The 24,420-nt window shown below is 65.0% G+C and carries 19 protein-coding genes and 2 pseudogenes; 14 read left to right on the top strand and 7 right to left on the bottom strand.

Annotated elements, in window-relative coordinates:
• Positions 1-210: 210 nt before the first annotated feature.
• The 5 genes and pseudogenes from OKW35_RS28405 to OKW35_RS28385 all read left to right on the top strand — a co-directional run bounded on the left by OKW35_RS28405 (position 211) and on the right by OKW35_RS28385 (position 8,978).
• Entirely contained in the window at positions 211-939 is a 729-nt protein-coding gene (locus OKW35_RS28405) for a hypothetical protein (protein WP_429553760.1), read from the top strand.
• Positions 940-1,251: 312 nt separating this feature from the next.
• Positions 1,252-2,719, top strand: a pseudogene (locus OKW35_RS28400) (amino acid permease).
• A 367-nt stretch (positions 2,720-3,086) separates the two neighbouring features.
• Positions 3,087-4,295, top strand: coding sequence for an efflux RND transporter periplasmic adaptor subunit (locus OKW35_RS28395; protein WP_184060188.1), 1,209 nt, complete (start codon positions 3,087-3,089; stop codon positions 4,293-4,295).
• An 11-nt stretch (positions 4,296-4,306) separates the two neighbouring features.
• The gene (locus OKW35_RS28390) at positions 4,307-7,504 is read left to right on the top strand and encodes a multidrug efflux RND transporter permease subunit (RefSeq protein WP_429553759.1); all 3,198 of its coding nucleotides are present in this window, start codon (positions 4,307-4,309) and stop codon (positions 7,502-7,504) included.
• Positions 7,497-8,978 (top strand): efflux transporter outer membrane subunit, encoded by a 1,482-nt coding sequence (locus OKW35_RS28385; protein ID WP_429553758.1) that lies wholly within the window; start codon positions 7,497-7,499, stop codon positions 8,976-8,978. The genes OKW35_RS28390 and OKW35_RS28385 overlap by 8 nt, the downstream gene beginning before the upstream one ends.
• Before the next feature lie 63 nt (positions 8,979-9,041).
• Here the strand turns inward: OKW35_RS28385 and OKW35_RS28380 are convergent, their stop codons facing one another.
• A complete protein-coding gene (locus OKW35_RS28380) occupies positions 9,042-10,460 on the bottom strand; it encodes a trypsin-like peptidase domain-containing protein (RefSeq protein WP_429553757.1) in 1,419 nt (472 codons plus the stop codon).
• Between the two features lie 327 nt (positions 10,461-10,787).
• Between OKW35_RS28380 and OKW35_RS28375 the strand changes: the two genes are divergently transcribed.
• The 6 genes from OKW35_RS28375 to OKW35_RS28350 all read left to right on the top strand — a co-directional run bounded on the left by OKW35_RS28375 (position 10,788) and on the right by OKW35_RS28350 (position 16,138).
• Positions 10,788-11,309 carry a 2,4'-dihydroxyacetophenone dioxygenase family protein gene (locus OKW35_RS28375; protein WP_429553756.1) on the top strand — a complete coding sequence of 174 codons (522 nt, stop codon included), beginning with the start codon at positions 10,788-10,790 and terminating at the stop codon, positions 11,307-11,309.
• Between the two features lie 106 nt (positions 11,310-11,415).
• A complete protein-coding gene (locus OKW35_RS28370; RefSeq protein WP_429493892.1) occupies positions 11,416-12,717 on the top strand; it encodes an MFS transporter in 1,302 nt (433 codons plus the stop codon).
• Between the two features lie 13 nt (positions 12,718-12,730).
• The gene (locus OKW35_RS28365; RefSeq protein ID WP_429553755.1) at positions 12,731-13,459 is read left to right on the top strand and encodes an SDR family NAD(P)-dependent oxidoreductase; all 729 of its coding nucleotides are present in this window, start codon (positions 12,731-12,733) and stop codon (positions 13,457-13,459) included.
• A 90-nt stretch (positions 13,460-13,549) separates the two neighbouring features.
• Positions 13,550-14,407 carry an IclR family transcriptional regulator gene (locus OKW35_RS28360; protein ID WP_429553754.1) on the top strand — a complete coding sequence of 286 codons (858 nt, stop codon included), beginning with the start codon at positions 13,550-13,552 and terminating at the stop codon, positions 14,405-14,407.
• A 146-nt stretch (positions 14,408-14,553) separates the two neighbouring features.
• Positions 14,554-15,597: a rod shape-determining protein gene (locus tag OKW35_RS28355; protein WP_013091688.1), complete on the top strand. Its 1,044-nt coding sequence runs from the start codon at positions 14,554-14,556 to the stop codon at positions 15,595-15,597.
• A 22-nt stretch (positions 15,598-15,619) separates the two neighbouring features.
• Positions 15,620-16,138 carry an SLATT domain-containing protein gene (locus tag OKW35_RS28350; RefSeq protein WP_184035137.1) on the top strand — a complete coding sequence of 173 codons (519 nt, stop codon included), beginning with the start codon at positions 15,620-15,622 and terminating at the stop codon, positions 16,136-16,138.
• Between the two features lie 49 nt (positions 16,139-16,187).
• Here the strand turns inward: OKW35_RS28350 and OKW35_RS28345 are convergent, their stop codons facing one another.
• Positions 16,188-16,883 (bottom strand): YceH family protein, encoded by a 696-nt coding sequence (locus tag OKW35_RS28345; RefSeq protein WP_429553753.1) that lies wholly within the window; start codon positions 16,881-16,883, stop codon positions 16,188-16,190.
• A gap of 195 nt (positions 16,884-17,078) precedes the next feature.
• Between OKW35_RS28345 and OKW35_RS28340 the strand changes: the two genes are divergently transcribed.
• Positions 17,079-17,333, top strand: a complete 255-nt coding sequence (locus tag OKW35_RS28340) for a BON domain-containing protein (protein ID WP_184035143.1) — start codon at positions 17,079-17,081, stop codon at positions 17,331-17,333.
• A 15-nt stretch (positions 17,334-17,348) separates the two neighbouring features.
• Here OKW35_RS28340 and OKW35_RS28335 read toward each other — a convergent pair.
• Positions 17,349-17,591, bottom strand: a pseudogene (locus tag OKW35_RS28335) (acetate kinase); the annotation flags it as partial.
• Positions 17,592-19,985: a phosphoketolase family protein gene (locus tag OKW35_RS28330; RefSeq protein ID WP_184060173.1), complete on the bottom strand. Its 2,394-nt coding sequence runs from the start codon at positions 19,983-19,985 to the stop codon at positions 17,592-17,594.
• A gap of 220 nt (positions 19,986-20,205) precedes the next feature.
• Here OKW35_RS28330 and OKW35_RS28325 point away from each other — a divergent pair, with 220 nt between their 5' ends.
• Together OKW35_RS28325 and OKW35_RS28320 are read left to right on the top strand one after the other, a co-directional pair.
• Positions 20,206-20,334 carry a hypothetical protein gene (locus tag OKW35_RS28325; protein WP_260321128.1) on the top strand — a complete coding sequence of 43 codons (129 nt, stop codon included), beginning with the start codon at positions 20,206-20,208 and terminating at the stop codon, positions 20,332-20,334.
• Between the two features lie 114 nt (positions 20,335-20,448).
• Positions 20,449-20,979 carry an ankyrin repeat domain-containing protein gene (locus OKW35_RS28320; protein WP_429553752.1) on the top strand — a complete coding sequence of 177 codons (531 nt, stop codon included), beginning with the start codon at positions 20,449-20,451 and terminating at the stop codon, positions 20,977-20,979.
• 51 nt (positions 20,980-21,030) lie between these two features.
• On the opposite strand, the gene OKW35_RS28315 is transcribed toward OKW35_RS28320, so the two are convergent.
• The 3 genes from OKW35_RS28315 to OKW35_RS28305 all read right to left on the bottom strand — a co-directional run bounded on the left by OKW35_RS28315 (position 21,031) and on the right by OKW35_RS28305 (position 24,398).
• A complete protein-coding gene (locus OKW35_RS28315) occupies positions 21,031-21,729 on the bottom strand; it encodes an HAD family hydrolase (RefSeq protein WP_429553751.1) in 699 nt (232 codons plus the stop codon).
• 74 nt (positions 21,730-21,803) lie between these two features.
• Positions 21,804-22,838: a phosphogluconate dehydrogenase (NAD(+)-dependent, decarboxylating) gene (gnd, locus tag OKW35_RS28310; protein WP_184060167.1), complete on the bottom strand. Its 1,035-nt coding sequence runs from the start codon at positions 22,836-22,838 to the stop codon at positions 21,804-21,806.
• 216 nt (positions 22,839-23,054) lie between these two features.
• Positions 23,055-24,398, bottom strand: a complete 1,344-nt coding sequence (locus OKW35_RS28305; RefSeq protein ID WP_429353741.1) for a sugar efflux transporter — start codon at positions 24,396-24,398, stop codon at positions 23,055-23,057.
• Positions 24,399-24,420 lie beyond the last annotated feature (22 nt).

The following is a 24,420-nucleotide window of genomic DNA, read 5'->3' as shown; positions in this document are numbered from 1 at the left end:
TACCTAAGCAAAGCTGAAGCGTCGCAGTCGCAGCATTTTCCAAATCGGCCCAACGAGATTTACAAAAGCTGTCAGAGAAGTCCGCTTTAGATTTAATGATCGAGCTCAATCGCCTGAGGGCTTTATGTACGCTGGCGCACATTGTGCGCGCCTCGTAGGGGATATTTTTCAATACGGTCGTAGAATAAAAAGCGAATGGAAATTTGGGCTATGGACACCCTGACAGACGTGCGTGGGCATACAGAGACTAAGCGGATTCGAATCGACAAAAGCGTCGCGTTGAACTCTTTTGATGACGTGATTCCGCAGGAGACGATCGTCGAAATCAACGACTTCATCGACCACCTGTTTGGCACGACGGCACCGCGCTCGCAGTCCGGCGCAAAGATTGCAGAGATGCTGCGTCGCGGTCAGGCCTTTCGCGAACTCGAACAGACGATCTGCGCGAATGCGCGCGCGATGGCCGCGAAGTTCGGTCGGACAAACTTACCGACTGAGCCGTTCCACGTACTGCGCTGTGCGAGCAGGACTTCGTTGGCCGAGAGCCACTGCCGCCACTACGACTCGCACCTGCTGACGCTGCTGATTCCGCTTCAGCTCGCACCCGACGGAGTTCACAACGGCGACCTCGTGATGTACCGCAAGCCGCGCCTGTCCGTAACGACGCTGACCAACATGATCTGCAAGATGCGCCATGGCTTCCTGCAAAGCCTGCCGCTCAGCTGGCGCAGCTGGCATACCTTGCATGATCTGCGTGTCGGCAACTGCAAGCGCATTCCGGTCAAGCCGGGCAGCGTCTACGAATTCAACGGCTTCGCACTTCAGCATGCGAACCTCGACGTACAGAACGGACAGCGGCGCACGCTCCTCATTCACTACTACGACCCAGGCCACTCGCTCGGTCTGAGCGGCGTGCTGCGGCGCGGACGGATCGGCTGAGGTCCGCCCCGCAAGCCTGAAATCGTCCACGTTGGCTTGTCGATTCCGCAATCGCACATCGTAAGTCCTCCTGAATCGAACCAGAGGCCTTGCTTGCGATCGCCCGCCATCGCACTGCCCTATCGCGCCGACATGCAAGCGGATTTCACTTTGCCTTTAATCCGGCATAGACTGAATTTTCCGTTAGACGCTTTCTCCGCACTTGCCGTGGCCATTGCCGTGCACGGCGACGGATGTTTTTGTCGTGCTCCACGAGCCGATGGCAGCCTAACCGGTTCGTGCCTGATCAACACTGAAAAGGGACGACTTATCATGGCCGATACCGGTTACATGGCACGCAAAACCGTTGCTGATATCGTCGCCAGCGCCGACGCCGAAGAAGGCCGTCACCTGTCGAAAACGCTGGGCGCGACGAGTATCACCGCGATGGGCATCGGCGCGATCATCGGCGCAGGCATCTTCGTGCTGACCGGGACCGCCGCCGCGCAGTTCGCGGGGCCGGCCATCACGCTGTCGTTCGTGCTGGGCGGCATCGCGTGCGCGTTCGTCGGCCTGTGCTATTCGGAGCTTGCGGCGATGCTGCCCGTGTGCGGGAGCAGCTACACGTACACGTATGCGACGCTCGGCGAGATCTTCGCGTGGATGATCGGCTGGGACCTGATCCTCGAGTACGCGATGGGCGCCGCGACCGTCGCGGTCGGTTGGTCCGGCTATATCGTGAGCCTGTTGCGCAACGTCGGCATCGACATTCCACCTACCCTCGCCGCCGCCCCCGGCACCGTCGTCAAACTGGCCGATGGCTCGACGGTCACCGGCGTGATCAACCTGCCGGCGGTGTTGATCATCGCGATCCTGACCACGTTGCTCGTGTTGGGGACCAAGGAGTCGGCGCGGCTCTAACAACGTGATGGTCGCGATCAAGCTGACCGTGGTGGTCGCGTTTATCGCCGTCGGCGTGTTTTTCATCAAGCCGGAACACTGGCATCCGTTCATTCCTGCCAATACCGGCCAGTTCGGCAGTTTCGGCATGAGCGGTATTCTGCGCGGCTCGGCCGTGGTGTTCTTCGCGTTCATCGGCTTCGATGCGGTGTCGACCGCCGCGCAGGAAGCGCGACAGCCGCAGCGCGACATGCCGATCGGCATTCTCGGCTCGCTGATCATCTGTACGGTGCTGTACATCCTCGTCGCCGGCGTGCTGACCGGCCTCGTTGCGTACCCCGAGCTGAACGTTCCTGATCCGATCGCCAAGGGCGTCGACGTGATCGGGCTCACGTGGTTCTCGATCCTGATCAAAATCGGCGCGTTGACGGGGCTGACCACCGTGATACTCGTGCTGCTCTATGGACAAAGCCGCATCTTCTTCACGATGTCGCAAGACGGTTTGTTGCCGCACTTTTTCTCGAGGGTCCATCTGCGTCTGCATACACCCTATCTGAGTCAGATCCTGATCGGCACCGTCGTCGCGATCGTCGCGGCGCTGACACCGATCGGCGTGCTCGGCGAGATGGTCAGCATCGGCACCTTGTTCGCGTTCGTCCTCGTGTGCGGCGCGGTGATCTATCTGCGGCGCAGCGACGCCGAGGCGACGCGTCCATTCCGGGCGCCCGGCGTGCCGGTCGTGCCAGTGCTCGGCATCCTGTTCTGCCTGCTGCTGATGGTCGGCTTGCCGCTCGTCACGTGGCTGCGGCTCGTCGTGTGGCTCGTGATCGGCATGACGATTTATCTGTCATACGGCCGCAACCATTCGGTGTTGCGGCATCCGGAGCGCAAGCGTACGTGAATGTGTGGCGACTCGGAATATTTTTTCAGGCGCCTCGATTTCGATGACAATTGCATGCCTTTGAATTGCGGCAATTGCTGGATGACAATTGACATGTAATTGACAATTACCATTCAACACCTCGTCTGCGAGCGGGAATCACCCGCTCGTGCCCACCGCATGCGCCGCCTGGTCGTTGCGAGTCCATTCCACTCGCGACCACCAAGAATAAATTGACAAGCTACCCAGACACGGTAGGATCAACAGAAATCTTTTCCCCGCATTAACGCACCCACACACGTTCTGAATAGTTAATTCGACCGCAAACCGTTAAAACCGTCACCGATCTCACGCGCAAAAAAGACTGCCTTGATCAAAGGAGTTTCTCTTGCTTTGCTCCGCATGCCGCCTGCGTAGTCGTGCCGTATCGCTTCTGATCACCGGTTTGCCGCTCCTGCTTGCCGCCTGCAACGACCGGTCGCAGACGCCCACCGCCGCGTCGATGCCACCGGTTCCCGTGCTGGTCGAAACGGTTTCCACCACCCCTGTCGCCGATGTCGTCGAGTTGCCTGGCCGCATCGAGGCCGTGCGCACCGCCGAGATTCGCGCGCGCGTCGACGGCATCGTCCAGCGCACGCTCTATCGGGAAGGCACGGACCTGCCGGCCAACGCCCCACTCTTCCAGATCGACGCGAGCGACTATCGCGCGCAGTTGCAGCAGGCGCAGGCCGCGCTCACGCGCGCGAGCGCCGTGCGCGACAACGCGGCGTCGGTGGTGGACCGGTTCAAGCCGCTCGTCGGCCGTCATGCAGTCAGCGCGCAGGAATACGACGCCGCACTCGCGACCATGCAGCAGGCGCAGGCCAATGTCTCCGATGCGCAAGCTGCGGTCTCGCTTGCGCAATTGCGGCTCGATCGCTGCATCGTACGCACGCCGATCGCCGGACGCGCGGGCCGCGCGCTCGTCACCGAAGGCGCGCTCGTCAGCGCGGGCGCCGCCACGCTGCTCACGCAGGTCAATCAACTGACGCCGATCAACGCGGTGTTCACGCAGTCGAATACCGCGATGCTCGACGTCGAGCAGCAGATCCAGTCGGGCGCGCGCAAGCCGACCAGCATGAAGCACGTCGAGGTGCAACTGATCCTTGCCAACGGCCAGGTCTACAACGAGCGCGGTTTTCTGGACTTCGCCGATCTCGTCGTCGATCCGTCGACCGGTACGCAGACGGTGCGCGCGCAGTTCGCGAATCCGGACCGCACGCTGTTGCCGGGGCAGTTCGTGCGCGGGCGCATCATCGCGGCGGGCAATGCGCAGGGCATCCGTATTCCCGAGCGCGCGGTGCAGCTCGACAACGGCATTGCAAGCGTTGCGTTGGTCGCCGACGACGGCACCGTGGTCCGCCGCAATATCGATCTCGGCGAGCAGGGCGAAGGACGCTGGACCGTGCGCGACGGTCTGAAGCCTGGCGAGCGCCTGATCGTCGATGGCTGGCAGAAGGTGCAGCCCGGTCAACGGGTCGACGCGCGGCCCGCCCCCGATGCGTCGCCAGCGGCGCATTCGGCCGCGTCCCCCGCTCCCGCTTCGACCGCGCACTGACGGGCTCGCCGATGAATCGATTCTTCGTCGCCAGGCCGGTTTTCGCGTGGGTCATCGCCCTTTTCATCGTGCTGTTCGGCTCGATCGCGCTCGCGCTGCTGCCGGTCGAGCAGTACCCCGACGTCGCTCCGCCGTCGCTCACCATCAGCGCGGTCTACAGCGGCGCGGACGCGAGCACGCTCGAGCGTACCGTCACGTCGATCGTCGAAGACGAGATGAACGGCATCGAGAATTTCCTGTACATGTCGTCGGTGAGCCGCTCGAACGGCACGATGCAGATCACCGTGGTGCTAAAGCCCGGCACCAATCTCGACATCGCGCGCACTCAGGTGCAGGACCGTCTGAGCCGCGTCGAACCGCGCCTGCCGCTCGAAGTCCGTCAGATCGGCTTGAGCGTGACGAAGGCGTCGTCGGGCTTTCTGATGCTGCTTGCACTGCAGGCGACCGACGGCACCACCGACGCCGTCGCGATGGGCAACTTCGCGTCGAACAACATCATCAACGAGCTGCGCCGTATCGACGGCGTCGGCGACGTGCAACTGTTCGGCTCGTCGTACGCGATGCGGATCTGGCTCGATCCGCGCAAGCTCGCGGGCTTTGGGCTGTCGGCCAGCGAGGTGTTGCAGGCGATCCAGGAGCAGAACAGCCAGACCGCGGGCGGCAGCCTCGGCGATCAGCCGATCGCGCCAGGCTCCGAGTTCACCGCGCAGATCGTCACGCAAAGCCGCTTCACGACGCCCGAGCAGTTCCGCGAAATCATCGTGCACGCGAATCCGGATGGCTCGACCGTGCGGGTGGGCGACGTCGCGCGCGTCGAGCTCGGCAACGACAGCTACGGCAACCGCCTGACCGTCAACGGCAAGGCGTCGGCCGGGATCGCGATCCAGCTCGCGAGCGGCGCGAACGCGCTCGCAGTCGCCAATGCGGTGCGCCAGCGCATGGCCGAATTGCAGCCGATCTTCCCGCGCGGCGTCGCGTGGACCGTGCCGTTCGACACCACGCCGTTCATCACGACCTCGGTGCATGGCGTGATCCGCACGATGGTCGAGGCGCTGTTGCTCGTGACGGTCGTGGTGTTCCTGTTCCTGCAGGACTGGCGCGCGACGGTGATCCCGACGATCGTGGTGCCGATCGCGTTGATCGGCACGTGCGCGGGGCTCTACCTGTTCGGGCTGTCGATCAACATTCTGTCGCTGTTCGGCATGGTGGTCGCGATCGGTATCCTCAACGACGACGCGATCGTCGTCGTCGAAAACGTCGCGCGCATCATGCGCGAGGAAGGGCTCGGCGCGCCGCGCGCAACGGTGAAGGCGATCGGGCAGATATCGGGCGCGGCGATCGCGAGTACGCTGGTGCTCGTCGCAGTGTTCATTCCGATGGCGTTTTTTCCGGGCTCGACGGGCGGCATCTACCGGCAGTTTTCGGTCACGCTCGCGGTGTCGATCCTGCTGTCGACGATGTTGGCGCTGACACTCGGCGCGGCGTTGTGCGCGGCGCTGTTGCGCAGCGAGGCGGCCGCCAAAGAGCGGCCGAAGAACGCGGCTTCGCGTCTGCTGCATCGCGTGTTCGACGGCTTCAATCGTGGGCTCGACGCGGGCACCACACGCTATATCGTGGGCGTCGATGCGATGCTGCGCTCGCCGCTGCGCTGGTTGCTGGTGTTCGTCGCGGCCTGCGCGATCACCGTGTTTTTCTTCACGCGGCTGCCGACGGGCTTTCTGCCGACCGAGGACCAGGGGCATATCTTCATCACGTATACCGGCCCGCCGGGTTCGACCGACCAGCGCACGCAGCACGCGATCGACCAGGTCGAGGCGTTTCTGCGAACCCAGCCGCAAGTGCGCAACGTCGCGTCCGTGACGGGCTTCAGCTTCTTTGGCCAGGGGCAATCGGCGGCTCTGTCGTTCGTCGATCTGAAGCCGTGGGACGAGCGCTCGGGCGAGGCCAATTCGGCGAGCGCGCTGGTGCGTCGCGCGAATGCGGCGTTTCGGCAGATTCCCGAGGCGATCATTTTTGCGCTCGACCCGCCGCCGATTCCGTCGCTCGGCAACGCGACCGGCTTCACGATGAAGATCCAGGATCGCAGCGGCATCGGCGGCGAAGCGCTGCAACAGGCCGCGCGGCGGATGATGATCGAGGCGTCGCAAAGCCCCCTTCTCGCGGGCGTGCGCGCCGAGGGCATGCCGGAAGCGCCGCAACTGTATGTCGAGATCGACCGCGTGAAGGCGCGCGCATTAGGCCTGCAAATCGGTCAGGTCAACCAGGCGCTTGCGCTGACGTTCGGCTCGAACTACGTGAACGACTTCGTGTTCGAGGGCAACGTGCTGCGCGTGCTGTTGCAGGCGGACGCCGAGCAACGCATGCGTGCCGAGGACGTGACTTCGCTGCGCTTGCGCAATAACCGCGGCGAGATGGTGCCGTTCTCGGCGTTCACGCGCGTGCGCTGGATTTCCGGACCGCAGCAGCTCGAACGCTATAACGGCTTTCCGTCCGCGACACTGTCGGGTCAGGCCGCGCCCGGCCGCTCGAGCGGCGCGGCGATCGCCGAGATGGAGCGCATCGCGTCGCACGTGTTGACCGGCAACCTGACTTACGAATGGACCGGCACCGCGCTCGAGGAAAAACAGGCGAGCGGCCAGATCGGCATGCTGCTCGGGCTGTCGCTCGTGGTCGTGTTCCTGTTGCTCGCGGCGCTGTACGAGAGCTGGGCGATTCCGGTCGCGGTGTTGCTGATCATCCCGTTCGGCGTGATCGGCGCGGTACTGTTGACGATGCTGCGTGGACTGTCCGCGGACGTGTATTTCAACATCGGCCTCGTGACGATCATCGGCCTTGCCGCGAAGAACGCCATTCTGATCGTCGAATTTGCGATCAAGGAGGAATCCGAAGGAAGGGACGCGCTAGCCGCCGCCAAAAGCGGCGCACAGCAGCGTCTGCGCCCGATTCTGATGACGAGCGTCACGTTCGTGTTGGGCATGCTGCCGCTCGTGCTCGCGACCGGCGCGGGCGCGGCGAGCCGCCGCGCGGTCGGCACCGGCGTGATGGGCAGCATGCTGACCGCGACGATGTTCGGCGTCTTCTTTACGCCGCTGTTCTATGTCGCCGCGCGACGCTGGCTGAGCCGCAAGAAACGCAGCACCGATCTCGACGATGACGATCTGCCGACAGGCATGCCGCGCGATTCGGGTGGAGGGCCGCGCGATGCGTAAATGCCTTCATGTGCGCCTGGTGCTGCCCCTCTTCTGCTGCTCGCTCGCCGCCTGCAACTTTGCGCCGAACTATCAGCAGCCCCAATTGCCGATCGCCGATCGTTTCGAGACGACGGAGACCGCCAATCCGGCCGCCGCGCATCTGGCAAGCGAAGTCGACTGGCAGACCTTCTTCGCCGATCCGCAACTGAAGCTGCTGATCGAGGCGGCGCTCGAGCACAACCGCGATCTCGCCGCGTCGATCGCGCGCATCGAGCAGGCGCGCGCGTTTTATCGCATCCAGAACGCCGCGCGTTTGCCGCAGGTCAATGCGAACGCGGGTGCGACCCGCACCAGGGCGCCACTCGGTTCGATCGATCCCGAGTTCGACAACACGGACATCTCGGTCCAGTTCAACCAGTACAACGTGCAGGCCGCGGTGACGTCGTTCGAACTCGACTTCTGGGGGCGCGTGCGCAACACCAGCGAAGCCGCGCGGCGTCGATATCTGGCCACTGTCGACGCGCAGCACGCGTTCCGTTTGTCGCTGATCGGCAATGTCGCGTCGAACTACTACGCGATCCGCTCGGGCGAGGAAGGCATCGAGCTTGCACAACAGACGCTCGAGAGTCGGCGCTACGCGCTGGAAGTCGCGAAGATGCGGCTCGACGCGGGCGTCACGTCGATGGTCGATTACGACCAGGCGGCCATTCTGGTCACGCAGGCACAGACGCAGCTGGCCGAGCTGCAACGGACCACCGCGCAGCAGCGCCATCTGCTCGAGGTGCTGATCGGCGGGCCGCTCAGCGGGTCGCTACCGCCGGCGCCGCCGATCGCCGACGCCGCGCAGTTCCGCGAGCTCGATGCGGGCCTGCCCTCCGCACTGCTGATCGACCGGCCGGACATCCAGCAGGCCGAGCAGCAACTGCGCGCAGCCAATGCCGACATCGGCGCCGCTCGTGCGGACTTTTTTCCACGCATCGCGCTGACGGGTAGCTTCGGATATGTGTCGCCCGAACTCGGCGATCTGTTCGTGCCGGCCAAGCAGGCGTGGTCGTTCGGCGCGCTGGTCGGCATGCCGATCTTCGATGCGGGACAGCGCCAGGCGCAACTATCGCAGGCGCGCGCGCGACGCGACGAACTGGTCGCCGATTATCAGCGCACGGTGCAGAACGCGTTTCGTGAAGTGTCCGACGCATTGGTCGCGCGACAACGCTACAAGGAACAGATCGCGGCGCAGGAGCAGGCGGTGCAGGCGCAGCGGCAACTCGCCGAAACGGCGGAGCTGCGCTACGAAAACGGGATCTCGATCTATCTCGAGGTGGTGGATGCGCGACGCAATCAGTTTGCCGCCGAGCAGCAGCTGATCCAGCTTCGGGCGACGGCCTTGCAGAACGGAGTGTCACTTTACGTCGCATTGGGGGGCGGGCCCGACGAGCCGCGGAACGTCACGCAAAGCACGTCTCACGCTGCGGGGGTCCACCCGTCCAACTGAGGCACGCGCGCCACAGCAGCGCGTCGTGCCCGCCGCCGGCATTGCACCGGCGGGTTCTACTCATCAGCCAAGCGTTACGTCGACCGATGCTTGTTCACCATCGCGCACCACGGTGACAGACACGCTGTCGTCCGCCTGAGCGATCATGCGGCGCAGTTGCTCGACGCCGTGAATCACCTTGCCGTCGACGGCAACGATGATGTCGCCCGCCTGAATGCCGGCGTCGGCGGCCGGACCGGTGGACTGCTGCACCACCACGCCGCCCGGCAGCTGCGCTTGCTGCTGTTCGTCCTGGGTCAGCGCACGCACGGCGACGCCGAGACGCGGACGGTTTTGCTGCTGCGGTTGTTCCTGCTGCTCTTCGCGTGGCGCGGCCGACGCCATGTCCGACGCTTGCTGCGCGCCCACCGTCACCGCCAGCTTGCTTTCGCCGCCGTTGCGCCACACGCTGATCGTCGCTTTGCTGCCCGGCGACAGTTGCGCGACCTGACCGATCAATTCGGTCGTGTTACCAATATGCTTGCCGTTCACGCCGACGATCACGTCGCCCTGGCGCAGACCGGCTGCGTGCGCGGGACCATTCGGATCGACCGAGCCGACCAGTGCGCCGCCCGTCGAGTCGAGGCCGAGCGCCTTGGCCTTGTCGGCGCTGAGCGGCTGCACGCCCACGCCGATGCGGCCGCGGCTTACGTGACCGGTACTCACGAGCTGGTCCTTCACGTGCATCGCCGCGTCGATCGGGATGGCGAACGACAGTCCCTGGAAGCCGCCGGTGCGCGAGTAGATCATCGAGTTGATGCCGATCACTTCGCCGTTCAGGTTGAACAGCGGACCGCCCGAGTTGCCCGGGTTGACCGGCACGTCGGTCTGAATGAACGGGATCGGGCTATCGTCGGAGAACGAGCGCGATTTCGCGCTGATGATGCCCGAGGTCACCGTGCTGTCGAAGCCGTAGGGCGAGCCGATCGCCACGACCCATTCGCCGACCTTGCTGCTGTCCGGGTTGCCGATCTTCACGGTCGGCAGATTGGTCGCGTCGATCTTGACGACGGCGACGTCGGTGGCCTTGTCCTTGCCGATCACGCGCGCGTGGAATTCGCGGCCGTCGGTGAGCTTCACGGTCACGCTGGTCGCGCCGTCGACGACGTGATTGTTGGTCAGGATGTACCCGTCCTGGCTGATGATGAAGCCCGAGCCGAGCGCTTCGCCGCCGCTCTTGCGTTGACCGTTCTCGTCGACCGACGCGGCTTGTTTCACGCCGATATGCACGACCGCCGGGCCATAGCGCGTCACGATGCTGGAGAAGTCCGGTGCCGACGAGCGCGAGCCGACGACATCCGCCGCCGCGTGCAGCGACAACGTCGATCCCTGCGCGTCGTTTACGGACGCATCGGCATTGCGATGGCTGAGCGCATACGCGCCGCCGATTGCGAGGACAGCGCAGATCGCGGCGCTACCGCGCCAATAGTTTTTGGTGGTCATAGTCAGGGAGTCTTGCGGAGGGTTACGTGGTGGATGCGTAATGTAGTGGCCTCCACTTAAAGCAGACTTAAAGATGGTGTTCGATCAGAATGCGCGCGCAGGCCTTGTTTTAGGCGCTTTTTGCGTGTCGTGCGGCTTTTATGAGATAGCAACATCTGTATCTTTCGCGCGATTCGAGAACGAGTGCAGCGTCGCTTTATCGTGCCTGACCAGTAATTTCCCCAGGATTGACCCCGCCCAAAGCGGTTCGGATAATAACCATATCGTGGACTTGTTATCCATAATGTGGACATTTCTTTTTTCTGCACACTTCGCGAGGAATTTCCCATGCCAGAGGCCAATCAATCCGACCTGACGCCGTACCAGCTACCGTTCCCGAAGGAAGCGCAAAAGGAAATCGTCGTGCCCTTCGCGATTCCGACCGACGAACGCGTGTGGGTCCCGCAGGCAGAAAACGTGTCGTTCCGCCCACTGTGCCTGAATGCGTCGCAGGGATACTGGATGAATCTGCTGCGCGTACGCCGCTCGGGTGTGTTGAGCCGGCATCGTCATCCGCAGGCTGTGCACGGCATGGTGCTCAAGGGCCGCTGGCGTTATCTCGAGCATGACTGGGTCGCGACCGAAGGCAGCTACGTGTACGAGCCGCCGGGCGAAACGCATACGTTATATGTGCCCGAGGACGTCGAGGAAATGATCACGTACTTCCAGGTCAACGGCGTGATGTTCTATTGCGATCCGTACGGGAACTACACCGGTTACGAAGACGTATTCACGAAGATCGACATGTGCCGCAAGCACTACGCGGCGGTGGGCCTCGGCGAAGACCACGTCGAGCAGTTCGTCCGGTAAAACGCCGCGCAAGCCCCCAACAGAACCAACAGCCAGGACACCGCAATACCGACAGGCACGGCAACACCATTCCCACACAGCAGGACCCATTGCGCAGGAGACAAACATGCTTCAGAAGTCGCAGCGTCTGAAACGTATCCAGGTGGTCGCCGTCGTCTTCCTGACGGTGGCGGGCATCGTCAATTATCTCGACCGCAGCACGCTGTCGATCGCGAATCATCTGGTCAGCGAGGAATTGCATCTGTCCGCTTCGCAGATGGGGCTGCTGCTGTCCGCGTTCTCGTTGTCGTATGCGTTCGCGCAGTTGCCGGTCGGCGCGCTGCTGGACCGTTTCGGATCGCGCGTGATGCTCGGCCTCGGCATGCTCGTGTGGTCGATCGCCCAGGTCGCGGGCGGCTTCATCCAGACGCTCAATCACTTCCTCACGGCGCGTGTCGTGCTCGGCATCGCCGAGGCGCCGCTGTTTCCGGCCGGCGCGAAAGTCGTCAGCGAATGGTTCGCGGTACGCGAACGCGGCACGCCGATCGGCACCTTCATCTCGTCATCCACCATTGCGCCGATGATCGCGCCGCCGCTGCTCACGGTGCTGATGCTTTCCTTCGGATGGCGAACGATGTTCGTCATCATGGGCGTGGTCGGCGTTGTCGTCGCGCTCGCGTGGTACCTCGTCTATCGCAATCGCAGCGAAATCGTGCTGACCGAAGAAGAAACCGCGCATCTGAACGAAGGCGCGACCGGCCAGGAGAATCCGCAGGGCCTCAGCTGGTCCGAATGGGGCGCGCTGTTCAAGCTGCGCAACACGTGGGGCATGATCTTCGGCTTCATGGGCGTGATCTACATGGTGTGGCTCTATCTGACGTGGCTGCCCGGCTATCTGGAGCGTGAGCGTCATCTGAGCATCGCGCACACCGGCTGGCTCGTCGCGATTCCGTATGTGTTCGGCACGATCGGCATGGCGAGCAGCGGCGTGATCGCCGACTATCTGTTGAAGCGCGGCATGGCGCCGATCCGCAGCCGCAAGTGGCCGCTGTGCGTCGGTCTCGTCGGCGCCGCCGCATTCACGGTGCCGGCCGCCTACACACCGAGCACGACGCTCGCGATCGTCTACGTGTCGCTCGCGATGCTGTTCGTGAACCTGTCGAGCGGCAGCGCATGGGCGCTCGTCAGCGTCGCCGCGCCGCGACATCTGGTGGCGTCGCTCGGCAGCATGCAGAACTTCGGTGGCTATCTGGGCGGCTCGTTCGCGCCGGTGATCACCGGCATCGTCGTCGATCGGACGCATTCGTTCGTCAACGCGCTGCTGATCAGCGCGGCCGTCGCGTTCGCGGCGGCGCTCGTCTATCTGTTCGTCGTCCAGGAAGTGGCGCCCGCGCCGCTCGCGAGCTCGATCGAGACCCAACCCACCTGAGGCGGCTTCTCCCATGACGTTCCAGAACCAGCTCCTCGAAGGCAAGACCGCGCTCGTGACCGGCGGCTTGTCCGGTATCGGCGCGGCGATCGCCAACACGCTCGCGCAGCTTGGCGCGCACACGGTGGCGGCTGGTTTGCCGCCGCCCGAAGGCACGCCCGATACGCTCAATCGCGAGATTGCGCGCGTCACGCTGGATGTCCGCTCGGGCAATGCCGTCACGGCCGCGGTGAACGCGTTCGAGCGTCTCGACATCGTGGTCAACTGCGCCGGCGTGATCAGCCGCGTCGAAGAACATCGGCTCGACGTGTTCGAACGCGTGATGGATATCAATCTGAACGGCACGATGCGCGTGTGCGCCGCCGCGCGCGACTCGTTGAAGGCGTCGGCGGGCTGCATCGTCAATACGGCGTCGATGCTGAGTTTTTTCGGCGGCGGTCTCGTGCCCGCTTATAGCGCGAGCAAGGGCGCGGTGGCGCAGCTAACGAAGTCACTCGCGATCGCCTATGCCGCCGACGGCATTCGCGTCAATGCGGTCGCGCCGGGCTGGATCGCAACGCCGCTCACCCAGGCGTTGCAGGACGACGATGGCCGCTCGCTGGCGATTCTGGAACGTACGCCGCTGCGTCGCTGGGGCACGCCGGAGGAAGTCGCGCAGGTCGCGGTGTTCCTGTGCTCGCCGGCGGCGTCGTTCATGACGGGCGCAATCGTGCCGGTCGACGGCGGATATCTCGTCGCGTGATCGAGTCGGCGCGTGAAGCGGCGCCGCCGTCGTTCGACGCCATCGATAAAGGCATAATTGCGTACCCCTGCTCTGCCCTGCCTCTGTGTGATGTCGAGTTCCGCTTCCAAACCCCGTTCCCACGCCGGCGCCGCCGGCCATGACGCTGTCGGGCACGCCGACGACAAAGCCGACTCCAAGGCCGTCGCCGGCGCGGCCGCGTTCTCGAAGTTCATCGCGGTGCTGCAACTGATCGCCGATGCGCCAACGCCGCCCAACGTCGCGAAGCTGAGCGCGGCGAGCGGCTATCCACGCCCGACCGTCCATCGCATCGTCGCGGCTTTGCAGGCTGAAGGGCTGATCGTCGCGAGCGGCAGCGCCAACACCTTCGGCCTCGGACCGCGCCTGATCAACCTTGCGAGCCATAGCTGGGAGCGCTCGGACCTGCGGCTCGCGGCCGTCGATGCGTTGATGACGTTGCGCGACTTCACATCGGAGACGATCCACCTCGCGGTGCCCAGCCAGGGCGAGATGGTCTACATCGAAAAGCTCGAAAGCCCGCACGCGGTGCGCATGGCATCGCGCATCGGCACGCGCGTGTCGCTGACGTCGAGTTCGGTCGGCAAGGCGTATCTGGCGACACTCAGCGTGGCCGAGCGCGAGGCGCTGCTGAAGAACGCGCCGCTCGAGCGTTTCACCGAGCACACGCTGACCGACCTCGACGCCGTGCGCCGCGAGCTCGACGCGACCGCGCAACGCGGCTACGCGGAAGACCACGAGGAGAACGAAGTATCGATCTGCTGCTACGGCGCCGCGATTCGCGGCCCGGACGGCCGCGCGGCCGGCTGCGTGAGCATCAGCATGCCGACCTTCCGCCGCCGCGACGATGTGCAAGCCACTTACATCGAGCCGCTGCTTGCGGCATGCCGCACGATCGCGGCGCGGCTGGGGCCGGCGAGCGGCAGATAGCGGACGATAGTGCGGCCGCGCCCGCCGATAAACTGCTATTCTTGCTGTCGCGCGGCCGCTCCGGCCGCCCGCCGCGTGCAAGCGGCAGACCCCGACAAGCTCCCGGCGGCGCTCACGCGCCCGCCTTTGCAAAGACAGGAATACGCATGTTCGGTTTTCTGCGCGGCTACTTTTCCAACGACCTGGCAATCGACCTCGGTACGTCGAACACGCTGATCTACATGCGCGGCAAGGGCATCGTTCTCGACGAGCCGTCGGTCGTGTCGATCCGCCAGGAAGGCGGGCCGAACGGCAAGAAGATCATCCTCGCCGTGGGCCGCGAAGCGAAGCAGATGCTCGGCAAGGTACCGGGCAACATCGAGGCGATCCGCCCGATGAAAGACGGCGTGATCGCCGATTTCAACATCACCCAGCAGATGATCAAGCGCTTCATCCAGATGGCGCACGAGTCGCGGCTGTTTGCGCCATCGCCGCGCATCATCATCTGCGTGCCGTGCGGTTCGACCCAGGTCGAGCGCCGCGCGATCAAGGAGGCCGCGCATAGCGCGGGCGCCTCGCAGGTCTATCTGATCGAGGAACCGATGGCCGCGGCGACGGGCGCCGGCCTGCCGGTGTCGGATGCAACCGGTTCGATGGTCGTCGATATCGGCGGCGGCACCACCGAGGTCGGCGTGATCTCGCTCGGCGGCATTGTGTACAAAGGCTCGGTGCGCGTCGGCGGCGACAAGTTCGACGACGCCATCGTCAACTACATCCGCCGCAACTACGGCATGCTGATCGGCGAGCAGACCGCCGAGGCGATCAAGAAGGAAATCGGCTCCGCGTTTCCGGGCTCCGAGGTCATGGAGATGGAAGTCAAAGGCCGCAACATGTCCGAGGGCATTCCGCGCAGCTTCACGGTGTCGAGCAACGAAATCCTCGAAGCGCTGACCGATCCGCTGAACCAGATCGTGTCGTCGGTGAAGATCGCACTGGAACAGACGCCGCCGGAACTCGGCGCGGACATCGCCGAGCGCGGCATCACGCTCGCGGGTGGCGGCGCGCTGCTGCGCGATCTCGACCGTCTGCTCGCCGAGGAAACCGGCCTGCCGGTGTTCGTTGCAGAGGCGCCGCTGACCTGCGTCGTACGCGGCTCGGGCATGGCGCTAGAGCGGATCGAGAAGTTCGGCAGCTCGTTTTCCTACGATTGATGCGCGTGCCGAACGCTGAACGATGACGACCCTGCCCGCCTACGAGCCGCCCGTCGACGAAACCGAGCTGCTGTTGAAATGGATTCGCCGCGCACGCGAATCGCAGATGAGCCATTACGACATGGCGGATCTGCTGTCGGCGCGCGAGCGCCGCATGGGCTGGCTCGTGACCGCGCTGACCGCGTTCGTCGGCACGGCGGTGTTCGCGTCGTTGAGCGCGCCGCCGGTGTCGATCGAGATGCGGATAGTCGTTGGGCTCGTCAGCGTGGCGGCGGCGCTGTCGGCCGCGTTGCAGACGTTCCTGCGCTATGCGGAGCGTGCCGAGAAGCATCGCGCGGCCGGTGCGCGCTATGGCGCGGTGCGTCGGCGGCTCGAAGCGGTGTTTGCCGGCGACCCCGATGCGCGCGAAGCGCACTACCTCACCGGGATCCGTACCGAACTCGACCGTCTCGCCGAAGACTCGCCGAACGTGCCACCGCGGATCTTCTATCGCACGCAGCGCACGTTGCTGGCGGACAGGCCGCGTCGGCGTGATGCGTGAAACAGGCGGCGGGGCGCGCCTTCGCCTTCGCTTTCGTTTCCGTTTCAGATCACAGATCGTCCGCGCTGATGCCCAGCTCGGTCGCCATGCGCCGCACGACGGCCTGCAGACGGCTGACTTCATCGGCGAGACGCTTCTGCTCGGCCTTCAGCGCCTCGAATGCCGACAGCGGCACGCTGTCGTCCTCGGCGAGCGCGGACTGCGCGGCTTCGGTGATGCTGAGCTCGCCGCACAACAGATGCATCCAGCGATTCTCACGCTCGCCCGACATGCGCGGCAGCCGGACGACGCGAGGCGGATCGTTCGCGGCCAGCTCGTCGAGGAACGCCTCGACCGACGAAATATCGGCGAAGCCATGCAGGCGCGCGCTGTTCAGGCGCAATTCGGCGGCCGTTTGCGCGCCGCGCAGCAGCAGCGTGGTCAGCAGCGCGATCGACTGTCCCGGCAGCCCGAGCACGCGGTTCATGTTGTGCTCGAAGCGCGGCACGCGGCTGCTGCTGCCCTCGAACACGAGGCTCAGGCGTTTCAGGCCGTCGACGGCGCTCAGCACCTCGGCCTCGGTCGCGCTCATCACCGGCGCGCGGCCGGTCTTCTGATTGCAGCCGAGCGTCAGCGCGTTCAGTGACAACGGATAACTGTCGGGTACCGTGTGCTGTTTTTCGACGAGCACGCCGAGAACACGTCCTTCGAGCGCGGTCAGCGCGCGCAGCGAGGGTCGGGAAGGAGCGTCGGGAGTCGAATTCATGGGATTGCGAGATCTCGTGGAAGATGCGCGCGCCGTTCGCGGCTGGACGGCGCGTTCTGTCAGGTGGGCACTATGATAAACGTGGCGAGCCCGGCGCGGCGAGCGAATCTGCGCTGCCGGCGAAGCGCGCACGCCGGCAAAACCCGCCACATCTGCTAGTGTGAGTTGATCGACATTCTGTTTCGCGGAGACGCCATGCGGTCCACAAGCTCGAGATCGAGCGAATCTGCCCGCCTGACCGACGCGCAGATCGCCGCCGAAGCAGCGCGCCGTCTCGCGTGGGATTCGGCCGTGCCGCCGCGCGCCGTGCGCGTGAAGGTCGCGCGAGGGCGCATCACGCTGTCGGGCGAGCTTCAGCGCGAAGCACAACGCGCCGCGATGCTCGAAGACGTGACGCGTCTGTTCGGCGTCACCTCAGTCGCGGACCGGACCGTCGTCCGCAAGGGCTGACCTCAGTCAGGCGGGTCAGCTCCCGCCCGCTTGCAGCAGTTGCCGGCAATGCCGCGCGATCTGCCTTTCCTCCTCGGTGTGCAACACTCTCACCTTGCCCGCCGGATCGTTTTCGACGAGCCCAAGAAACGCAAGCCCATCGCATACGCGCCGCCGAACCTCGGCGCTGTGCTCGCCGATCCCGCCGGTAAACACGAGCAGATCGATGCCGCCAAGCAGTGCCGCGTACCCGCCGATCGTCTTGCGCACCGCGGTCGCTCAGCCTTTCCACGTCCAGTTGCGGATTTCCTCCTTGTCGATCCCTTCCTCGTGCGCATACGCGAGATGCTCGATGATCTGCCCGCGCAGCCACTCCTTCGTATGATCGCCGACGCCGCGCAGCGACGGCACGCGATCGATCGCATCGATCGCCAGCGTGAAGCGGTCGACGCCGTTGATGATCGCGAGTTCGAGCGGGGTATTGATGTTGCCCTTCTCGTTATAGCCATGCACGTGCATGTTTCCGTGATTCTGACGGTTGTACGTGAGCTTGTGCACGAGCGCCGCATACGAGTGGAAGTTGAAGATCACCGGCTTGCTGGTCGTAAACAGCGAATCGAAATCGCGGTCGGACAGTCCATGCGGATGCGCATGCTCGGGCATCAGGCGGAACAGATCGACCACGTTGACGAAGCGGATCTTCAGCGTCGGGCAGCGCTCCTTGAGGATCTGCACGGCGGCGAGCGCTTCCATCGTCGCGATGTCGCCCGCGCACGCGATCACGACGTCCGGCTCGACGCCCTGATCGGTCGACGCCCAGTCCCAGATGCCGATGCCCTTGGTGCAATGCGTGACGGCCGCGTCCATGTCGAGATAGTCCAGGTGCGGCTGCTTGTCGGACACGATCACGTTCACGTAGTCGCGCGAGCGCAGGCAGTGATCGGCGACGCTCAGCAGACAGTTCGCGTCGGGCGGCAGATAGATGCGCACGACGTCCGGGCTCTTGTTGGTGACCACGTCGAGAAAACCGGGGTCCTGGTGCGTGAAACCGTTGTGATCCTGGCGCCACACGATCGACGTGATCAGCAGATTGAGCGACGGCACCGGCTGCCGCCAGCCGAGCTCGCGCTTGGCTTTTTCGAGCCACTTCGCGTGCTGGTTGAACATCGAGTCGATCACGTGCACGAACGCTTCGTAGGTCGCGAAGAGTCCGTGACGGCCGGTCAGCGCATAGCCTTCCAACCAGCCTTCGAGCGTGTGCTCGCTGAGCATTTCCATCACGCGGCCATCGGGCGACAGTTCGCCGCCGTCGGCGTCGCCCGGTTCGAGCGCGGCGAGCCAGGTCTTGCCCGACGCTTCATAGACTGCGTGCAGCTTGTTGCTCGAAGTTTCGTCGGGACCGAACAGCCGGAAGTTCGACATGTTGTTGCGCATCACGTCGCGCAGGAACGTGCCGAGCACCGCAGTCGGCGACGTATACGCCGCCGCCGGTTTCTTCACGGCCACCGCGTAGTCGCGGAACGGCGGCATGTCGAGCATCTTGCACAACAGCCCGCCGTTCGCGTGCGGATTCGCGCTGATGCGGCGCGCGCCCTCGGGCGCGAGCGCGCGCAGTTCTTCGACGAGCCGGCCGTTCGCGTCGAACAGCGTTTCGGGGCCGTAGCTGCGCAGCCAATCCTCGACGATCTGCAGACTCTTGCGATTGCTCACCGCATCGGCCACCGGCACCTGATGCGAGCGCCACGAGCCTTCCACCTTGTGACCGTCGACTTCCTTCGGCCCGGTCCAGCCCTTCGGCGAGCGCAGCACGATCATCGGCCAGCGCGGCCGCGTGGTGTCGTTGTTCTGCCGCGCATGCTGCTGGATCGCGCGAATTTCGCCGATGCATTGTTCGAGCGTCGCGGCCATCTGCTGATGCATCGTGTCGGGATCGTCGCCTTCGACGAAATACGGCTTGTGCCCGTAGCCGACCATCAATGCTTCGAGTTCCTCACGCGGAATGCGCGCGAGCAGCGTCGGGTTGGCGATCTTGTAGCCGTTCAGATGCAGCACCGGCAACACCGCGCCGTCGCGGATCGGGTTCAGGAATTTGTTCGAATGCCACGACGTGGCGAGCGGGCCGGTTTCCGCTTCGCCGTCGCCGATCATCACGGTGACGATCAGCTCGGGGTTGTCGAACGCGGCGCCGTAGCCGTGCGACAGGCTGTAGCCGAGTTCGCCCCCTTCGTGAATCGAGCCCGGCGTTTCGGGCGTGCAATGCGAGCCGATGCCGCCCGGGAACGAGAATTGCCGGAAAAAGCGCCGCATACCGGCTTCGTCCTCGCTGCGGTCCGGATAAATTTCCGAGTAGTGGCCTTCCAGGTAGCAGTGCGCGAGGCTCGCGGGGGCGCCGTGACCGGGGCCGGACAGAAAGATCACGTCGAGATCGTGTTTGCGGATCAGCCGGTTCAGATGCACGAGCACGAAGCTCTGGCCGGCGTCGGAGCCCCAGTGGCCGAGCAGCCGGTTCTTGATGTGCTCGGCCTTCAGCGGTTTGCGCAGCAACGGGTTGTCGCGCAGATAGATCATGCCCACCGACAGGTAATTGCATGCGCGCCAGTAGCGATCGAGGTTGCGCAGCGTATCGGGGTCCAGAACTTCCGGTGGGGTGGGATGCGAGGTTGCTTCGGCCATGGCGTCACTCCTCGAAAAGAACTGTCAGGCTGGTTGGCGGATGATGCGGCGCACTCGAAACGAAGCCGGGCGGTGCGAGTCGAATGTACTAAGCTGCTCAAACGGGAGCGAATGCTTTCTACCCCTGCCAGTATGTCGCGCTGAATGTGGCATTCGTGCTGCAACTCCTTGCGCTGTCTGCTTTCTTTTCGTGATTTTCTGTCTCAGGTCAATGGCCGCCATGTCGACATCTCCCAGTGCGCTCAAAGTGCTCGTGGTCCTGGTCCTTACGCTCGTGTTCACATGCCTCGCTGTCGCCATACCGATCGGCATATTCGGGCTGCTGGTCAAGCTGTTCAGCCACGTCTAGCACAGCGGCGCGGCTGCCAGCGTGCGAACGCGAGCGCCACGGAATGTGTATGCTCGCTGAAAGACCGGGCGCGGCATTGGCAATGCGCCGCTCATTCATCGCAAGGAGAGTGCCTTGACCGACCGCACCGACAACCCGCCCGCATCGCAACCCGATCCCGAATTGCAGGCGCTCGCGCGCGAAGTCTTCGACCTCGCGCGGCGCGGCGATGCGACGATGCTCGCGGCCGTCATCGAGAAAGGCGTGCCGCCGAATTTGCGCAACGAGCGCGGCGACAGCCTGCTGATGCTCGCGAGCTACCACGGCCACGTCGACGCGGTGCGCACGCTGCTCGACCGGGGCGCCGATGCGAACCTGCGCAACGACGCGGGCCAGACGCCGATCGCGGGCGCCGCGTTCAAGGGCTTCGACAAGGTGATCGAAACCTTGCTCGCGCATGGCGCCGACGTCGAAGGCGCATCGCCCGATGGCCGTACCGCGCTGATGATCGCGGCGATGTTCAACCGCACCGCGATCGTCGATCTGCTGCTCGCGCACGGCGCGGACCCGCATGCGCGCGACGCGAACGGCGTCGGCGCGGCCGATGCCGCCGCACGGATGGGCGCGGCCGATACCCAGGCGCGCCTGAAAGCGCTGGGCGCATGAGCCCGCGATGTCACCCATGAAACGGCGCCCGCACCACGCGCGCGGCGCCGCCTAGTTGCCCTTCGCGCTACGCAACAGCGTGTCCACGTCGAGCTCCGCCAACTCGCCGATCCGCCCGACCGTCACGTCCGCGGGCGGATTGCTCGCGATCTCCTTCGCATCGAACGCATAGTGTCCCTGGCGCGGAAACACGGTGGTCAGCTCCGCGCCCCATGCCTTCTTCATCGCGCTCAGAATTCGCAGCTTGTCGTCGACCATCACGTAATGGCGCGCCGGATAGCATTCCATCACCTGGTCGAGCATCAGCTCCTTGTGGATGTAGATCAGCACGCGCCCGTCGACTTCGTCCCACAGGCCCGAGCGCGAAATCTTGCGCGGCTGGAACACGACGTCGCCATCCGACAGGATCACCGTCGGCCCGTGCTTGCCGAGATGCCGCAGCGCGTCGAGCGCACCCGGATAGAGCCGGTTCGCAAACGGATACTCGATCAGGAACGACGACATCAACAGCAGGCGCGTGTCGCGTGGATGCTCGGTCCGGTAGCGCTGCAGCGCGCCGAGGTAGTCGGCGTAACCGAGTTCGGTGCGCAGGTTCTCGAAGATTTCCCAATAGCGCGCACTGTTCTCTTCGCCGAACTGGCCCATCATGTGCGCGCGTAGATCCTGCAGCACGTGATCGTTGTCGAGCAGCGTGTTGTCGCAATCGAACAGAAACACGACGTCGTGCGGCGTGGCGGAGGTGACTGGCATCGGGGTTCCTTGTGGCAAGTTCGGCGGGCCGGTTCGGCGGGTCGGCGTGATAGCGCACGCGTGGATGGCCTCGGCTACTTCAGCCCGCCGTCCGGCGCAACGGGTTTTTCCGCGTGGCCGCCGAAATCGTGCCGCATCGCCGACAGCACGCGATTCGCGAAATCGGCTTCTCCGCGTGAACTGAAGCGCGCGAACAGCGCCGCGCTGAGCACCGGCGTCGGCACACCTTCGTCGATGGCCGCCGTGACGGTCCAGCGCCCCTCGCCCGAATCCGATACGCGGCCCGCGTAGCCTTTCAGTTCGGTGTCGCTGGCGAGCGAGCCGGCGATCAGGTCGAGCAGCCACGAGCCGATCACGCTGCCGCGCCGCCAGACCTCGGCGATATCCGCGAGATTCAGATCGTACTGATACAGCTCGGGACGGCGCAGCGGCGACGTCTCCGCATCGGCCTCGCGCGCGTGCCGGCCGGCGTCGGCGTGGCGCAGCACGTTCAGACCCTCGGCGTAGGCGGCCATCAGCCCATACTCGATGCCGTTATGAACCATCTTGACGAAATGCCCCGCGCCTTGCGGGCCGCAATGCAGAAAGCCCTGCTCAGCGGTGCTCGCGCCCGCCGCGCGGCCCGGCGTCGCGCTCTGCGTGCCCGCGCCGGGCGCCAACGTCGAGAAGATCGGTTCAAGCCGTTTGACGACCTCAGCCTCGCCGCCGATCATCAGGCAGTAGCCGCGCTCGCGCCCCGCGACGCCGCCGCTCGTGCCGACGTCCACGTAGTGAAGCTGGCGCGCGCCGAGTTGCTGGCCGCGGCGGATGTCGTCGTGGTAGTAGGAGTTGCCGCCGTCGATCACGACGTCGCCCGGCTCGAGCAGCGGCACGAGCTTGTCGAGCGTCGCGTCGACCACGGCGGCGGGCACCATCAGCCACACGGCGCGCGGCTTGTCGAGCTTCGCGACGAGGTCTTCGAGCGAGCTCGCGCCAGCCACGCCTTCCTGCTTCAGCCTGTCGACCGCCGCCGGCTGCACGTCGTAGACGATGCACTGCTGAGCTCCCCTGGTCAGGCGCCGCACCATGTCGGCGCCCATTCGTCCCAATCCAATCATGCCTAGCTGCATGGCTCGCTCCTAAAGATGCTGCGTTGCGCTGCCCGATTTTCCGGTCATCGTGTTGCGGCGGCGCGGCTGCCCTTAAGCATAGGCGCTGTGTCGCGAGCTACGCCGAATGTACCGAAGCAAGCCGCACTTTTTTGCAGAGGCGCAGCGCGGCTCAAAGTTCCACGCAACTGGAGGCGCGCCGCATCCGCACGAAAGCGAACGCGGCGGGCCCACGTGTCATTCGCTGCGCTCGGGCACGCGCGTGCCGCGGCGGGCGGCCAGCTTCGCGTATTGCTCGGCCGCGAAGCGCTTGACCGCGCGCCACATCAGCGGATAGCGATAGCCGGGCACCGCGAACAGCACCAGCGCGCCCAGCGCCAGCAGTCCGCAGAACAGGAACGTGCCGCGATAGCTGAACGCCTGCACGAGCAGCCCCGACAGCACGCCCGACAGGATCGAGCCGACCCGCGCCGCATTGAAGAACAGCGCGGTCGCGCGTCCGGGCGAATGCGGCATCAGATCCTGCACGTAGGTCATGCCGAGGCACGAGGTCACGGCGACCACGAACGCGTTCAGCATCTGCATCGGGATCAGCACGCTGACGTTGCCGGCCAGCGACATCGCGACGAAGTACACCGCATGCACGGCCGCGCACGCGGCAAGCCAGTTCGGCTTGTGCAGCGACGACGACTTCGCGCCGAGCGCGAGCATCATCGGGATCTCGGTCAGCGCGCCGAGACCGAGCATCACCGACACGTCGAGATGCGTGCCGTTGAGCCCATGCACGATGTACAGCGGCAGTACGATCATCGTCGCGTTCGCGGCGAGGCCGAGCAAGGTCAGCGCGGTCACCGAGCGCAGGATGTCGTTCGCCGACGCGACCGGCAGTGTTTCGTGCGCGTCCTCGCCGGGCTGCCTCAGCGGCGGCACCGTGATCGACGCGGACGGCTCCGACGCGGTGTCCTCGACCGTGTGATCGCCGAGATGGCTCTGCGGCTCCTGCATGCGCCAGACGATGAAGCCGCAGGTCGCGAAGCTGGCGGCCGCGAACAGGAAGAGTCCGGTGAAGCTCGTCGCGGCGAGCACCAGCGCGCCGACCGCCGGCCCGAACACCCATGCGGCCGAGAGGATCGTACGCAGCGTCGCGCTCGCGAACACGCGCTCGGCAGGGTCGGGCACCGGCAGCGCCGCGCGGCTGAACGAGAACACCATCGAAATCGCCGAACCGCCCGCGCCGATGAACACGATGCCGACCACGAGCAGCAGCCGGTAATCGCGCACCACGCACAGACACAGGTAGCCGAGCGCGGCTGCGATGAGCGCCGCCAGCAATAACGGTCGATGCCGCCCGCTCCGGTCGCTCCAGCGCCCCGCCACCGTGCTCGCGAGCACGCCGCTCGCGGCGATCAGCGTCATGAATACGCCGAGCCGGAACGGCGTCATGCCGGCGCGTTCGATGCCGAACAGAGACAGATACGGTGCGGTGAAGGACATCGCCACACCGAGCATCAGGGTGGCGGCGGCGAGCGGCTTGAAGCCTGGAATGCGAAGCAGGTCGAAAAAACGCGCAGTTTTCAACACGGGGCGGTGGGTCAGGTGGAGC

This window comes from Paraburkholderia sp. MM5477-R1 (assembly GCF_050436385.1).
Taxonomy (GTDB): domain Bacteria; phylum Pseudomonadota; class Gammaproteobacteria; order Burkholderiales; family Burkholderiaceae; genus Paraburkholderia; species Paraburkholderia tuberum.
This window is presented reverse-complemented; position numbering and strand designations above follow the sequence as displayed.